This window comes from Dactylosporangium sp. CS-033363, from assembly GCF_050942475.1.
Lineage (GTDB): Bacteria > Actinomycetota > Actinomycetes > Mycobacteriales > Micromonosporaceae > Dactylosporangium.
Map to the genome: position 1 here is coordinate 2,127,674 of NZ_CP192032.1, position 13,301 is coordinate 2,140,974.

Sequence of the window (13,301 nt, forward strand, 5' to 3'; positions counted from 1 at the left end):
GGCTACCGAGGGCGACGGGACGTGCATCGGCGTGACACGATCGAGGTGTGGATGTCTGGCTGATCGTCTGGTTGATCGTCGGCGCCGCTCTCGTCGCGGCGGAAATCTTCACGACCACGTTCGTGCTGCTGATGTTCGCGATCGGGGCGTTCGCCGCCGCGGGGGCCGCCGCCCTGGGGGCCAACGAGCCGGTCCAGGCCGCGGTGTTCGCCGTGGTCAGCGCGCTGGCGTTCGTGGCGGTCCGGCCGACCCTGCGCCGGTACATGCACCGCGACGAACGCGACACGCAGATGGGTGTCGAGGCCATCGAGGGCTCGATGGCGCTCGTCATGGAACCCGTGGACAACGACAGTGGCATGATCAAGATTGACGGGGAGCTCTGGCGGGCCCGTCCATACGACGCGACCCAGACCTTCGACAAGGGCGAGCGGGTCCGGGTGATCGAGATCAAGGGTGCGACCGCAATGGTGTGGAAGGACTGAGGCCCAGTGGATCCAAGCGTTTTCCTGGCGGTGCTGGTCATCGCCGTCGCCCTCATCGCCATCGTGACCATCGTCAAGATGGTGAAGGTGGTGCCGCAACAGGTCGAGTACGTGGTCGAGCGGCTGGGCAAGTACAGCCGGACCCTGACCCCCGGCCTGAACATCCTGGTGCCGTTCATCGACTCGGTGCGCAACAAGGTGGACAAGCGGGAGGCGGTCGTCAACTTCCCGCCGCAGCCCGTCATCACGTCCGACAACCTGGTCGTCTCGATCGACACCGTCCTGTACTTCAAGGTCGTCGACTCGGTCCGCGCGACCTACGAGATCTTCTCCTACCTGCAGGCCATCGAGCAGCTGACGGTCACCACCCTGCGCAACGTGATCGGCTCGCTGGACCTGGAGAAGGCGCTCACCAGCCGCGACGAGATCAACCGGCACCTCTCCGGCGTGCTCGACGAGACCACGGGCCGCTGGGGCATCAAGGTCACCCGCGTGGAGATCAAAGCGATCGAGCCGCCGCCGAGCATCCGCGACTCGATGGAGAAGCAGATGCGCGCCGAGCGGGACCGCCGCGCGGCCATCCTGCACGCCGAGGGCCTCAAGCAGTCCCAGATCCTCACCGCTGAAGGCGAGAAGCAGGCTGCCGTACTGCGAGCAGAAGGCGAGCGCCAGTCCCGCATCCTGACCGCCGAAGGCCAGGCCAAGGCCATCCGGACGGTGGTCGACTCGATCCACCTGGCCAACCCGGACTCGAAGGTCATGGCGTACCAGTACCTGCAGTCGCTGCCGCAGATCGCCGCCGGCCAGTCCAACAAGCTGTGGATCCTGCCGGTGGAGCTGACCAAGGCCCTGGAGGGCATCGGCGGCGCCTTGGGCGGCATCAGTTCGATGTCGAACGAGGAGCGCAGCCGCCACGTCGACCAGAGCTCCCTGGAGGAGGCGGAGTCCGAGGAGGTGCTCGAGGCCCGCCGCGCCGCCGAGGAGGCCGCCGCCGCCGCGAACGCGGAGGCCGCCGCGGCCGCCGCCCAGGTCTCCGGCGACCAGGGGACCCGGCAGCTGCCGGGCGCCCCGGAGGCACCGGCGTCGGGGCTGTTCGACACCCCGGGCCAGCACCGCGAGAACGGTTAACGGCAGAGTTCGTAGAAGGCGACGGCGGCGGCCGCGGCGACATTGAGCGAGTCGACGCCGTTGTGCATCGGAATCACCACGCGGACGTCGGCGGCCTGCATGGCCGCCGGCGTCAGCCCCGGCCCCTCGGCGCCGAGCACCAGGGCCGAGCGCTCCCGCTGATCCGGCCGCAGGTCGCGCATCGGGATCGCGTCCGGCGCGGGCGTCATGGCGAGCAGCGTGAACCCGGCTGCGCGCACCGACTGCAGCGCCGACGGCCAGGGATCCAGCCGCGCGTACGGCACCGCGAAGACCTCGCCCATGCTGACTCTGACGCTGCGGCGGTACAGCGGATCCGCGCACGACGGCGACAGCAGCACGGCATCCATGCCCAGCGCCGCCGCCCCGCGGAAGATCGCGCCCACGTTGGTGTGGTTGTTGACGTCCTCCAGGATCGCCACGCGCCTCGCCGTCTCGAGCACCTCGGCGGCGCTCCGGTCCGGCTTGCGGTGGAAGCTCGCGAGCACCCCGCGGTGCACGTGGAAGCCCGTCGTGCGCTCGAGTACGTCCTGGGTGGCGGCGTACAGTACCGACACATCGGAGAAATCCGCGAGATCCTCGGCGCGCTTGGCGTCCACCAGGAACGACCGCGGCCGATAGCCGGCCTTCAGCGCGCGGCGGATGACGAGCTCGCCCTCGGCGATGAAGAGCCCGTTCGGCGGCTCGAACCGGGTGCGGAGGGCGACGTCCGTCAACGCACGGTAGTCGGCCAGACGCTCGTCTTCGGGGTCGGTGATCGAAACGGCCACGGGCCCCATTCTGCTTGTACCATCCGCGCTGATGTTTCCGACCGTCCGCGAAGTCCTCGAGCTCGAACCGGTGCGCAACGGCGCCCCGCGCCTGGTGGCGGGCGAACGGGGCCTCGACCAGGCCGTACGCTGGGTGCACAGCTCCGAGGTGCCCGACATCGCCACGTTGCTGCGCGGCGGGGAGCTGGTGCTGACCACGGGCATCGGGCTGCCGGCGGACGAGGCGGGGCTGCGGCGGTACATCGCGGATCTGGCCGAGGTCGGCGCCTGCGGCCTGGCCGTGGAGCTGGGCCGCCGCTACGCACAGCGACTGCCCACGGTCATGGTCCGCACCGCGGACACCCTGGGCCTGCCGCTGGTCGAACTGCACCGCGGCACCCCGTTCGTGGCCATCACCGAGGCCGTCCACTCCATGATCATCGACGCCCAGCTGGCCGAGCTGCGGGCGGCGGAGGAGATCCACCAGCGCTTCACCGACCTGTCCGTGGAGGGCGCGGGCCCGGCGGAGGTCGTGGCCCAGGCCGCCCTGCTGGCCGGCGCCCCGGTGGTGCTGGAGAACCTGTCGCGCCAGGTGCTGGCCCACGACGCCGCGGGCGGCTCGGCGGAGCTGCTGCTGGCCAGCTGGGAGGCGCACTCGCGGGCGATCCGACCTGCGGGCCGTACCGGCTACGACCCCGGCTCCGGCTGGCTCGTGACGGCGGTGGGCGCCCGCGGGCAGGACTGGGGCCGCCTGCTCATGCGGGTGTCGTCGGCGGAGGCGCGGTACGTGATCCTGATCGAGCGGGCCGCCTCCACCTTGGCGCTGGGCCGCCTGATCGACCCCGACCCGGAGGGCCCGCACCGCTTCCTGCTGCAGGCCCTGCTGAACCACTCGATGCCGGTCGAGGAGGTCATGCTGCGCTCGCGGGCCCTGGGCGTGCCCCTGGAGCGCCGCGCCCTGGTCGGCGTGGTGATCCGCCCGGCCATGGCGACGGTCGCGGAGCGGGTCCTGTCGGAGATGTCGGTCAGGGGCCTGGTGGCGAGCCTGGACGCCCAGTCGACCGGCGTGCTGATCACGCAGGCGTCGGACGAGGTGCTGCGGGTCTTCGCCGAGAAGGTCCACAAATCGGACGCAACGGCCATCATCGCGGCCGGCGAGACGGTGGACTCCCCGCGCGAGGCCCGCCGCTCGCTGGTGGAGGCGGCCCAGGTCGCGGACGCCGTGCGGCACCCGGCCCCCGGCGTGGTCCGCATGACCGACGTGGGCCTGGCGGGCCTGCTGCACATGCTGCGCGACGAGCCGCGGTTGCAGACCTTCGTGGAGCGCGAACTGGGCCCCCTGCTGGCCTACGACGCCCGCAACCCGCGCGAGCAGCTGTTGGAGGTGCTGCGGGTGTACCTCGACTGCGGCCGCAACAAATCCGCCGCCGCCGAACACAGCCACTTGTCGAGACCGGCCTTCTACGAGAGATTGTCCCGCATCAGCAAGATCTCGGGCGCCGACCTCGACTCGGTCCAGGCTTGCTTGTCGCTGCACGTGGCCCTGCTGGCCCTGGACGCCCTGAGAAGCTGATGACGACGCACCGCCCTTCTACGGTCACTGCCGCCGCCTGCGCGCTGCTGCTCGGCCTGGTCCTGCCGGCCACCCCGCCGGCGAAGCGCTACTTCGACCCGCCGATCCCGGCACCGACGGGGTGAAGGGCCCGGTGCGGCGCGTGGCACTCGGCTTCGTGATCGCCGGGGTCGTGGTGTTCGTGCTCGGGATCGCCGCCGCCGTCGACTGGTACACCACGCCCGCCCGGCGGATGCGCGAAGGTGTGCCCGTGCCGGCCCTCGTGGAGCGCGTCGGCACCTGGGGCGGCGCGAACTCGGGCGGGGCGTGGATTCGGGTGCGGTACGAGATCGGCGGTGTGACCCATCGCGTCGGGCTCGGCGCGCACTTCGACGACGCCGGGGTGGCCGCGGGCGAGGTCATCACGGTGTACGTGGACCGCGCCGACCCCGAACGCGTCGCCGCCGCCAACGGCCTGGTCAGCGACTACCGCCGCGCGAACCTGCCGCCGCTGCTCGTGGCGGCCGGCATCATCGCGCTGGGCATCGCCGGTCCGCGCCTGCGCCGGCGGGCTTGAGCGCGAGCAGGCGTGAGGGCGAGCGATTTCGGGTCATCGCGATTGATCCGCATCTGCCAGGATCGGCGGGATGAGGAGACTCGTGTCGATGGCCTTGATTGTCGTACTGGCCGGGGTGAGCGCATGCGGCGGCGGTGAAGCCGGGACCGAGCAGTTCACCCAGGGCGGCGGCAGCATGGAGCCCGGCATCAAGCCCGGTCAGGTCATCTCCGCGCGGCAGGTGACGGGCTACGAGCCGAAGCACGGCGACGTGGTGCTGTTCCATCCGCCCGCGGAGTGGTCGGCCAAGGGGTCGCCGATGCTCAAGCGGGTCCTGGCCGTCGGGGGCGAGGTCGTCGCCTGTTGCACGGTGGAGGGCAAGGTCACCGTCAACGGGGTACCGCTGGACGAACCCTATCTGGGCGAGGACGGGCCGCTCGACGTCGAGCCGAATCCCCGGTCCTGCGGGTCGCGCCGGTTCGGGCCGCTGAAGGTGCCGGAGGGCAGCGTGTTCCTCGCCGGGGACCATCGTGCGGCGTCCAACGACTCGCGGTGCCTCGGCGCGGTGCCTGCGTCGGCGGTGTTTGCGGTCGTGAGTAATAACTAGGCGCGGGGCGACGTCGGGAACTCCACGATGCCGGCCGGGCGGCGGGTGATCTGCACCGTGTCCTTGCGGGTGCTGTTGGCGAAGAACTTGAAGGCCCACCACCCGAAGGCGCCGATCGACAGGAACGAGTGCAGCGGCACCAGGCTCATCCGCCACGCCGTCAGCTCGCCGATGGCGGTCACCACCGGGGCGCTGGCCACGTTCACGGCGCCCTCGACGATCAGGAGTTCCTTCGGGGCCGCGGCGCGGGTCGCGCGGTTGATGCGCCGGGCGTACTCGTGCAGGCTCCGCTCCGCCCGCTGGCGCATGGTGTCGACGACGGTGGGCGGGGTGTCCGGCGGGAGGTTCACCAGGGCCCGGGACGCGGCCGCCCATTCGTGGCCGTAGTCGCGCAGTTCGAACAGGCGGTTCGGGCCCAGGGCCATCAGCACGTCGAACCGCGGAATCCGCTCCTCGGCGGTGAACTGCCAGGTCGCCGCGCCGGGCTGGGGATCGGAGGAGAGGCCGGGCGACGGGACCAGAGCGAGGCTTCCCGGGTTGGCCGCGGACAGCTGCGGCTTGACGCTGAAGGCGCTCGCCTGGTTGAAGTGCCAGAGGTCGTCGATCCAGTCGAAGAAGTTGCGCACCGCCTCGCGGCGGGGGTCGTGCTCGGCGATCGCGGCGAAGACGGCGTGCGTGTCGAGGGCGCTCGGGTCGTACGGCAGAACGCCCATGATCCTCGCGACGACCTTCACGATCTCGCCGCGGCGCACGCCCGAGCCCGTGCGCCCGCGCTCCACGTCGACGGCCTCGGCGATGACCTCGCGCCGCAGCCACTCCGTCGCGCGCCAAGTCTCGTCGTCGATGAGGGATCCGGCGTACCGCGGCGGCAGGACGGGATCCGACAGCTGCGTGGTCAGCAGGTGGAGGTAGCGGTCGCCCATCCGCTCGGGCCACAGCACGAACTGGCCGGGGGCGACGCTGTACCGCGCGGCCAGCTCCTCGACCTCGCCCGGTGGGAGGGCGCCGAGCAGCTCGTAGCGGCGGACGTAGCGCGCGATGTCGGCGAACGAGTCCACCGGCTCGCGGACGGTCGGCGTGACGATGCCGCGCATGATGGCGTGCTCGAACAGCGAGGGCGCGTCGCGGGCGGCGCGGACGTGCTCCAGTACCGTGGGATTGTTGAAGAAGATGCTGTCGGACAACAGGATCCGGTCGTCGAACAGGATCATGTTGACCAGGTCGCGCTCGAACGTGGCGCGGGAAACCGGGCCTCCGGCGTGCCGCGGGTCGACGCCGCCGTAGTAGGCGTCGTTCCCCGTCACAGAGCAGCCCGCACGGGCCGGCCGAACTCGGTGTGGATCGGTCCCTCGCCGGACTGCGCCGCGGCCACCGCGACCCGCAGACGTCTGGCCAGCGACGGCTTCAGGCGGGGCTCGGCCTCGTCCAGCGTCATCGGCAGGATGGCCCGCAGCTCCGGGTCCCCCGGCCGCAGCCGGTCCACCGCGCCGGCGTCCAGCACGCCGCCGTCGAAGACGAAGGTCAGGCCGTCGCGCCAGATGCCGTGGGCCGGGGTCCAGTCGACGACGAGGAGGCGGCCGATCGGAAGATCAAGACCAAGCTCCTCGTGTACTTCACGCCGGCACGCCGCCAACGGCGACTCGTTCTCCTCGGCCACGCCACCCGGGATCTCCAGGGTCGGCTTGTAGATCGGTTCCACGAACACCAGGCGGTTGCCGGGATCGCGCAGGAGCAGCGCTCCGCCGACCGCCTTGCGGGCCATCCGCGCGGCGATGCCGGGCGTGAACTCCCGTTCCGGCTCGCCCTCGGCGAGGAGATCCTCATCGATGGTCATACCCGCAGGATAGGCCACGAGGACTCCTCGCCGAGGTACGGCGAACACCGTTCAGTCGAGCAGGGAGAACCGCTCCCACGCGCCGGCCTCGTTGCGGTTGGCGATGAGCGGCCGGTTGCCGCCGTCGTCGGCCGTGACGTACTTGCCGTTGATGAGCGCGACGATGCTGACCGTGTTGTCGTCCTTGTTCTCCACGATCTTGAACCGTTCCCAGGCCCCGACGGCCGTGCGGTTGGCGACCAGCGGGCCGTCGCCGGCCGCGTCCGCCGTCACGTAGGCGCCGTTGGCGTGCGAGCGGAACGCCACCTCGCCGTGGCCCAGGTCGACGATGTCGAACTGCTCCCACGTGCCGACCTGGCCGCGGTTGGCGATCAGCGGGCTGCGACCGCCGTTGGCCGCCGACACCAGGCTGTTGTTCACGCCGGCGCGGAAGGAGGCGACGGTCGGTACCGCAACCTTGGTGAACTTCTCCCAGGCGCCGATCTCGGTGCGGTTGGCGATCAGCGGCCTGCCGCCACCGGCGTCCGCGGTCACGTAGCGGCCGTTGACGCTCGCCTTCAGGCTGATCGTGCCGTCCTCGTTCTCGACGACCCGGAAGCGTTCCCAGGCGCCGACGGCGGTCCGGTTGGCGATCAGCGCGGCGTTGCCCCCGGCGTCGGCCGAGACGTACCGGCCGTTGGAGTGCGAGCGCAGCCCGACCTCGCCGCCGCCGACGTCCACGAGGTCGTACTGCTCCCACGCCCCGACCGCGTCCCGGTTCGCGATCAGCGGCTTGCCACCGCCGCCGTCCGCGGTCACGTACCGGTTGTTCGCGCCCGCGCGCAGCTCGAACGGGTCGCCGATCGCGGGCAGGTCGCCGGCCAGCTGGGTCAGCGCCGCGTAGTCGCCGTTGAACGCGTTCTTGTCATAGTTGCCCTGCTGGCTGTTGTTGCCGCCGCCGTACTGCCAGATGTGGTACTTCGTCCACGACGCGGGCAGGTTGGTCGGCGCCTGCGGCTTGAAGTACGCCAGGTCGAGCGGGTTGTTCGAGAACGAGGCGTCGTTGCCGGTGCACATGCTCCACCAGCTCGTCGCCGTGTAGATCATCGGCTCGCGGCCGATGCGGGCCTTGATCCGATCGGAGAACGCGTGGATGTACGCGACCATCTCGGCCGGCGTCAGACCCCAGCAGTTCGGGTCCGCCAGCTTCAGCGACGCGTACGGCCACTCGAGATCGATGAACGGCACGAGCGTCCGCGCGTCGTTGCGCCACTCGATGTGGTCGACGAAGAAGTTCGCCTCGCCCACCGGGTCCCGCTGGTCCGGCCGCGCGAACGCGTACGCGCCGGTCAGCAGGCCCACGCCCTTGGAGGCGTTGTAGTCGCCGGAGAAGTACGGGTTGACGTACGAGCGGCCCTCGGTCGCCTTCACGTAGGCGAAGCTCATGCCGGACGTCGCGACCGCGCCCCAGTCGATGGTGAACCGGCTGTGGTCGTTGCTCGACACGTCGATGCCGAAGACCGAGTACCCGTCGGGGCCGCCGATCGCCTGCGCGCTGACCGACCCCTTCGCCGCGCCCGGCGGCAGCCCGGCCTGCGCGTGCCCGCCCGGATCGTCCGCCGTACCGGCCTGCGCCGCCCCCACCCCGACGAGCACCGCCAGGCCGGTCAGGACGGCGAGCGCCCGGACCGTCGCGCGGGCGCGTTTCGAGTTGGGAAAGCGCGGCCCGGGCTTGCGATGCCGGAACTGCCCCGGGCCGAAAGATTTGTACACCGACATGTATTGAGACCCCGTAATGGTGATGGCCGATCGATGACGGGACACACCATACGCAACGGGATCATGCGGCGGGGACCCGCCGACCGGTCAATCTGCCGCACCATTCGACGGCGCCGGTAGCACGGCGCCACGAGGCGGCTACTGCATTGAAATGTGGACGTGGTTGTAGTGGTCGCCGGCCGGTGTTCCGTCGCCGCCGTAGGACTTCCAGCCGCTGCTCGGTTGCCAGATCCGCTTGTACCAGATGACGTACTTGATGCCGAGATTCTTGGCGTTGGCCAGGGCCCAGGCGGCGAGATTGTCGCCGTAGGTCTTGTCCGCGCCGGTCGCCCTGGCATTGACGAAGGTCGACGCATTGGCCGAGAAGTCGCAGGCTTTTCCGAGGGGGTGGTCGCCGCCTCCGCCGCTTCGGTAGCACGACGTGTAGTGGGTGAAGCCGGCCTTGCGCGCCTCGTTGTACATGTTCGTGGTGCGCGGGGACTGGCAGCCCGTCGTCGTCGGGTCGTCGCCGGAGCAGGACTCCTTCGGGTACGAGCCGTCGGAGTTGCGCGCGACCGGGTTCGTGGTGACCTTGCCGCCCGAGGGGGCGCCGGAGCTGACGTCCGCGCCGCCGCCGGCCTTGCGCAGGGCGTCCTCGGCGGTCTTCTTGTTGGTCTCCATGATCTTCAGCTGGGCCTGCTGGTTGGCCACCGCCGCGTCGATGTCCTTGCGCTGCTGCTCCAGCTGGCGCTGGGTCTGGGCGATCTCGCGCAGCTGCTTGTCCTCCTGCTGCAGCATGTACTCGACCGTGACCATGTTGTGCAGCATGTCGTCCGGGTCGGCGGCGCCGAGCACCACGTTGGTGAGGCTGACCCGGTTGCCGCGGTAGGCGGCGTTGGCGATCGCGCCCGCCGAGGCCTGCAGCTCGCCGAGGCGGGTCTGGGCCTTGGCCATCTGGTCGCCGATCGCGGCCTGGTCGGCCACGGACTTGTCCAGCCGGCCCTTGGCGTCGTTGTACTCCGCAGTCGCCTTGTCCAGGGCCTGACGGACAGTGAGGTTCTGGCCGCCGTCCTCGTCCGCGCCGGGGGTCGGCTCGGCCGAAGCGGCGTCACCGAACGTGGTCACCAGGAGGAGCGCGGTGACCAGGAGCGTGAGGACCCTTCTCGGTGCCGTCGACATCGCCGGACAGCATATCGAAGCGGCCTGAAAACGCCAGCGCGAGAATGTTGGGCATGGACGACCTACTCAACCGGCATCGGCGGGTCATGCCCGCCTGGATGCCCGTGTACTACGACGAGCCCCTCGAACTCGTCACCGGTAAGGGTTCCCGGGTCACGGACAGTAATGGAAAAACTTACCTCGATTTCTTCGCCGGGGTGCTGACGAACTCGCTGGGTTACGACCTGCCGGAGGTGCGCGAGGCGGTCGAGCGGCAGTTGCGCACCGGGATCGTGCACACCTCGACGCTGTACCTCATCCGCCAGCAGGTCGAGCTGGCCGAGAAGATCGCCAGGCTGTCCGGCATCCCCGACGCGCGGGTGTTCTTCACCAACTCCGGCACCGAGGCGAACGAGGCCGCGCTGCAGGTGGCCACGAACACCCGGGGCAGCAACAGCATCCTGGCGGTGCGCAACAGCTATCACGGCCGTACGGCCGCGACGATCGCCGTCACCGGGAACCGTGCGTGGTCGGCTTCGGCCTACAGCCCGTACAACGTGAGCTATCTGCACTCCGGGGATCGGCTCCGTGGACTGTTCCGCGGGATGAGCGACGAGCGGTATCTGGAGGCGGCCGAGGAGGACCTCCGCGAGGTGCTCGCCACGACGACGGCCGGCCCGGTCGCGTGCCTGATCGCCGAGCCGATCCAGGGCGTCGGCGGGTTCACGCACGGCCCCGACAAGCTGATGTCCGTGTGGCAGCGGGTCCTCGACGAGCACGGCATCCTGCTGATCTCCGACGAGGTGCAGACCGGCTGGGGCCGCACCGGCGAGCACTTCTGGGGCTACCAGGCGCACGGCGTCACGCCGGACCTGCTGACCTTCGCCAAGGGCATCGGCAACGGCTTCGCCCTGGCCGGCGTGGTCGGGCGGGCCGAGGTGCTGGAGTCGGTGCAGGGCATCTCGTTCTCGACGTTCGGCGGCAACCCGATCTCCACGGCGGCCGGCAACGCGGTGCTGGACTACATCGTGGACCACGACCTGCAGGCCAACGCCGCGCGCGCGGGCGCGATCCTGCTCGGCGGGCTGCGCGAGGTGGACAGCCCGATCGTGGCCGAGGTGCGCGGCAAGGGGCTCATGATCGGCATCGAGCTGACCAGCGCGGCGGCGACGGCCGCGGTGTTCGAGTCGTGCCGGCGCGACGGGCTGCTGGTCGGCAAGGGCGGCCTGTACGGCACGACGATCCGGATGGGACCCCCGCTCAACCTCTCGGAGGACGACGCCCGGGAGGGTTTGGAAATTCTGACCAACGCGCTTCGGGAACACGCGAGTATTTCGGGCTGATAACGCGAAGGCCGAACCGTCCCAAGGGGTCTGGTTCGGCCTTTTGCCTGCCAAAAATGGACAAAACGCCGACCGGTCGCGCGTAACAAATCGGGCAGGATTCCGGGCGATGCTGCCGTGGGAGCGTTCCCGGATGATCTGCTGAGGAGACCGGAAAGTGCGCTACCAAAACGGCTCTGACCTGCGCTTTTAGGCCCCCTTAAGATCCACTTCGCAGGTAACGGTTTGAAAACTTCGCCCAACTCCTTGACAAGAAGGGGTGCTCAGTAAGAACTTTTACCACTAACAGTTAAGGAACCTTGCTGAAAGGGAGCAGGATGGTGTCTCGCGAGGAACTCACGACGGTGGCGCCGGCCGCCGTCAGTGCGTCGTCGCTGGCATCCGTCCCGGTCTCCCCGGCGCCGGCCCCCTCTTCGGGCGACGGGCTCGCGCTGGCCGGCAACGGCGAGAGCGTCCTGGTCCGGGTCCGCGCCGGGCTGCCCGAGCTCACCGGCGCCCTGCAGCGCGTGGCCGAGCTGATCCTGGCCGACCCCGCCGCCGCGGCCCGCTCGACCATCGTCGAGCTCGCCGAGCGCAGCGGCACCTCGCCCGCCACCGTGACCCGCTTCTGCCGGGCGCTGGGCTTCGTCGGCTACGCCGACCTGCGGCTGGCCATCGCCGGCGAGACCGGCCGGGCGGCGCGCACCGGCGGCTGGACGATGGACATCGGCCGCGAGATCCAGCCGACCGACCCGCTGGAGCGGGTGCTGGGCCAGATCATGGCGGCCGACACGCAGGCGATGCACGACACCGCCTCGCTGCTGGACCTCTCCGAGGTCGAGCGCGCCGCCGAGGCCATCGCCCGCGCCGACCGCGTCGACATCTACGGCGCGAGCGGCAGCGCGCTGGTCGGCGGGGAGATGCAGTTCTGCCTGCACCGCATCGGCATCGCCGCCTGGGCCTGGACCGACGTGCACAACGGTCTGGCCAGCGCGGCGCTGCTCAAGTCGGGCGACGTGGCCCTCGGCGTCTCACACAGCGGGCAGACCCGCGAGACGATCGAGATGATCGCCGAGGCGAGCAGCCGGGGCGCGACGACGATCGCGCTGACCAGCTTCCCGCGCTCGCCGCTGGCCGAGGTCGCCGACATCGTCCTGCTCACCGCGACGCAGGCGACAACCTTCCGGCCGGACGCCCTCTCGGCCCGGCACCCGCAGCTCGTGGTGCTCGACCTGCTGTACATCGCGGTCGCCCAGCGCACCCACGAGCGCGCCCACGCAGCGTTCTCCGTCACGGCCCAGGCGGTCGCCGGCCATCGGTCGGCCTCCGGAAAGGAAGCGTCGTGACCACTCTCCAGGACGCTCGCGCGAGAAAGGGCGACGGGATGGCCGTCACCGCTCACGGTTACGTCTCGGCGATCCAGTCGGTCATCGACCGGATCGCCCTTACCCAGGCCGACAACCTCAGCCAGGCGGCGGACCACATCGCCGTGGCGCTGCGGGCCGGCGGCCTCCTTCAGGCGTTCGGCACGGGGCACTCCGAGGCGGTGGCGGTGGATTTCGCCGGCCGCGCCGGGGGGCTGGTGCCGACGAACAAGATCCTCCTTCGGGACCTCGTCGTCTACGGCGGCGAGGACCCGAAGATCCTCGAGAACGAGAAGCTCGAACGCGATCCTGGTATCGCGGCCAAGCTCTACGAGATCGCCGCGCCGCGTCCCGAGGACGTGTTCGTGATGGCCTCACAGTCGGGGATCAACGGGGGGATCGTCGAGATGGCGCTGCTGATCAAGCAGCGCGGGCACAAATTGATCGCCATCACATCGGTCGAGCACACCGTCCGGGTGTCCCCCAGGCACCCCTCGGGCCAGCGGCTCGCCGACATTGCCGACGTCGTGCTGGACAACGGCGCGCCGTACGGCGACGCACTGCTGTCGCTGGATAGCGGCGGCGCGGTCTGCCCGGTCTCTTCGGTCACCAACGCGCTCATCGCGCAGCTGGTGGTCGCCGAGGTCGTGCGACGCATCGAGGCCGCGGGTGAGGTGGCTCCCGTCTACCTGTCCGCAAACGTCCCCGGCGGGGACGAGCACAACCACACCCTCGAGTCGCGGTACGCCGGACGTGTCCGGCGAACCGCCTGACCCGAACCGAGGAGACCCCCA

Annotated in this window: 14 protein-coding genes; 9 read left to right on the forward strand and 5 right to left on the reverse strand. The window is 70.4% G+C overall.

Features of this window, described 5'->3' with window-relative positions:
- Nucleotides 1–47: 47 nt before the first annotated feature.
- Entirely contained in the window at nt 48–482 is a 435-nt protein-coding gene (locus ACQPZ4_RS09795) for an NfeD family protein (RefSeq protein WP_433058093.1), read from the forward strand.
- Nucleotides 483–560: 78 nt separating this feature from the next.
- A complete protein-coding gene (locus ACQPZ4_RS09800) occupies nt 561–1,610 on the forward strand; it encodes an SPFH domain-containing protein (RefSeq protein WP_433066415.1) in 1,050 nt (349 codons plus the stop codon).
- Here the strand turns inward: ACQPZ4_RS09800 and ACQPZ4_RS09805 are convergent.
- Nucleotides 1,607–2,407, reverse strand: coding sequence for a TrmH family RNA methyltransferase (locus ACQPZ4_RS09805; protein ID WP_433058095.1), 801 nt, complete (start codon nt 2,405–2,407; stop codon nt 1,607–1,609). The genes ACQPZ4_RS09800 and ACQPZ4_RS09805 overlap by 4 nt on opposite strands.
- 22 nt (nt 2,408–2,429) lie before the next feature.
- Between ACQPZ4_RS09805 and ACQPZ4_RS09810 the strand changes: the two genes are divergently transcribed.
- The 4 genes from ACQPZ4_RS09810 (at nt 2,430) to lepB (ending at nt 5,092) form a co-directional block, all read left to right on the forward strand.
- Nucleotides 2,430–3,950, forward strand: coding sequence for a PucR family transcriptional regulator (locus ACQPZ4_RS09810; RefSeq protein ID WP_433058097.1), 1,521 nt, complete (start codon nt 2,430–2,432; stop codon nt 3,948–3,950).
- Nucleotides 3,950–4,075 carry a hypothetical protein gene (locus ACQPZ4_RS09815; protein ID WP_433058099.1) on the forward strand — a complete coding sequence of 42 codons (126 nt, stop codon included), beginning with the start codon at nt 3,950–3,952 and terminating at the stop codon, nt 4,073–4,075. Before ACQPZ4_RS09810 ends, ACQPZ4_RS09815 begins: the two co-directional genes overlap by 1 nt.
- Before the next feature lie 8 nt (nt 4,076–4,083).
- Entirely contained in the window at nt 4,084–4,506 is a 423-nt protein-coding gene (locus tag ACQPZ4_RS09820; protein ID WP_433058100.1) for a DUF3592 domain-containing protein, read from the forward strand.
- 70 nt (nt 4,507–4,576) lie between these two features.
- The gene (gene lepB, locus ACQPZ4_RS09825) at nt 4,577–5,092 is read left to right on the forward strand and encodes a signal peptidase I (protein WP_433058102.1); all 516 of its coding nucleotides are present in this window, start codon (nt 4,577–4,579) and stop codon (nt 5,090–5,092) included.
- On the opposite strand, the gene ACQPZ4_RS09830 is transcribed toward lepB, so the two are convergent.
- The 4 genes from ACQPZ4_RS09830 to ACQPZ4_RS09845 form a co-directional block, all read right to left on the reverse strand.
- Nucleotides 5,089–6,396 (reverse strand): hypothetical protein, encoded by a 1,308-nt coding sequence (locus ACQPZ4_RS09830; protein WP_433058104.1) that lies wholly within the window; start codon nt 6,394–6,396, stop codon nt 5,089–5,091. The genes lepB and ACQPZ4_RS09830 overlap by 4 nt on opposite strands.
- Entirely contained in the window at nt 6,393–6,926 is a 534-nt protein-coding gene (locus ACQPZ4_RS09835) for an NUDIX domain-containing protein (RefSeq protein ID WP_433058106.1), read from the reverse strand. The genes ACQPZ4_RS09830 and ACQPZ4_RS09835 overlap by 4 nt, the downstream gene beginning before the upstream one ends.
- A 51-nt stretch (nt 6,927–6,977) precedes the next feature.
- Nucleotides 6,978–8,684 carry a GH25 family lysozyme gene (locus ACQPZ4_RS09840; protein WP_433058107.1) on the reverse strand — a complete coding sequence of 569 codons (1,707 nt, stop codon included), beginning with the start codon at nt 8,682–8,684 and terminating at the stop codon, nt 6,978–6,980.
- A 138-nt stretch (nt 8,685–8,822) separates the two neighbouring features.
- Nucleotides 8,823–9,842 carry a coiled-coil domain-containing protein gene (locus ACQPZ4_RS09845; protein ID WP_433058108.1) on the reverse strand — a complete coding sequence of 340 codons (1,020 nt, stop codon included), beginning with the start codon at nt 9,840–9,842 and terminating at the stop codon, nt 8,823–8,825.
- A 47-nt stretch (nt 9,843–9,889) separates the two neighbouring features.
- Here ACQPZ4_RS09845 and ACQPZ4_RS09850 point away from each other — a divergent pair, with 47 nt between their 5' ends.
- The 3 genes from ACQPZ4_RS09850 to ACQPZ4_RS09860 all read left to right on the forward strand — a co-directional run bounded on the left by ACQPZ4_RS09850 (nt 9,890) and on the right by ACQPZ4_RS09860 (nt 13,280).
- Nucleotides 9,890–11,164 carry an aspartate aminotransferase family protein gene (locus ACQPZ4_RS09850; RefSeq protein ID WP_433066418.1) on the forward strand — a complete coding sequence of 425 codons (1,275 nt, stop codon included), beginning with the start codon at nt 9,890–9,892 and terminating at the stop codon, nt 11,162–11,164.
- 317 nt (nt 11,165–11,481) lie between these two features.
- Complete coding sequence (locus ACQPZ4_RS09855) at nt 11,482–12,489, forward strand: MurR/RpiR family transcriptional regulator (RefSeq protein WP_433058110.1); 1,008 nt, start codon at nt 11,482–11,484, stop codon at nt 12,487–12,489.
- 38 nt (nt 12,490–12,527) lie between these two features.
- Nucleotides 12,528–13,280 (forward strand): sugar isomerase domain-containing protein, encoded by a 753-nt coding sequence (locus ACQPZ4_RS09860; RefSeq protein WP_433066420.1) that lies wholly within the window; start codon nt 12,528–12,530, stop codon nt 13,278–13,280.
- Nucleotides 13,281–13,301: the final 21 nt, after the last annotated feature.

What these genes read in the sequence shown, in the direction of transcription:
- ACQPZ4_RS09800 (WP_433066415.1), top strand. Translation starts at nt 561, where the DNA reads ATGGTGAAGGTGGTGCCGCAACAGGTCGAGTACGTGGTCGAGCGGCTG.
- ACQPZ4_RS09805 (WP_433058095.1), bottom strand. Translation starts at nt 2,407, where the DNA reads ATGGGGCCCGTGGCCGTTTCGATCACCGACCCCGAAGACGAGCGTCTG.
- ACQPZ4_RS09810 (WP_433058097.1), top strand. Translation starts at nt 2,430, where the DNA reads ATGTTTCCGACCGTCCGCGAAGTCCTCGAGCTCGAACCGGTGCGCAAC.
- ACQPZ4_RS09815 (WP_433058099.1), top strand. Translation starts at nt 3,950, where the DNA reads ATGACGACGCACCGCCCTTCTACGGTCACTGCCGCCGCCTGCGCGCTG.
- lepB (WP_433058102.1), top strand. Translation starts at nt 4,577, where the DNA reads ATGAGGAGACTCGTGTCGATGGCCTTGATTGTCGTACTGGCCGGGGTG.
- ACQPZ4_RS09835 (WP_433058106.1), bottom strand. Translation starts at nt 6,926, where the DNA reads ATGACCATCGATGAGGATCTCCTCGCCGAGGGCGAGCCGGAACGGGAG.
- ACQPZ4_RS09840 (WP_433058107.1), bottom strand. Translation starts at nt 8,684, where the DNA reads ATGTCGGTGTACAAATCTTTCGGCCCGGGGCAGTTCCGGCATCGCAAG.
- ACQPZ4_RS09845 (WP_433058108.1), bottom strand. Translation starts at nt 9,842, where the DNA reads ATGTCGACGGCACCGAGAAGGGTCCTCACGCTCCTGGTCACCGCGCTC.
- ACQPZ4_RS09855 (WP_433058110.1), top strand. Translation starts at nt 11,482, where the DNA reads ATGGTGTCTCGCGAGGAACTCACGACGGTGGCGCCGGCCGCCGTCAGT.
- ACQPZ4_RS09860 (WP_433066420.1), top strand. Translation starts at nt 12,528, where the DNA reads ATGGCCGTCACCGCTCACGGTTACGTCTCGGCGATCCAGTCGGTCATC.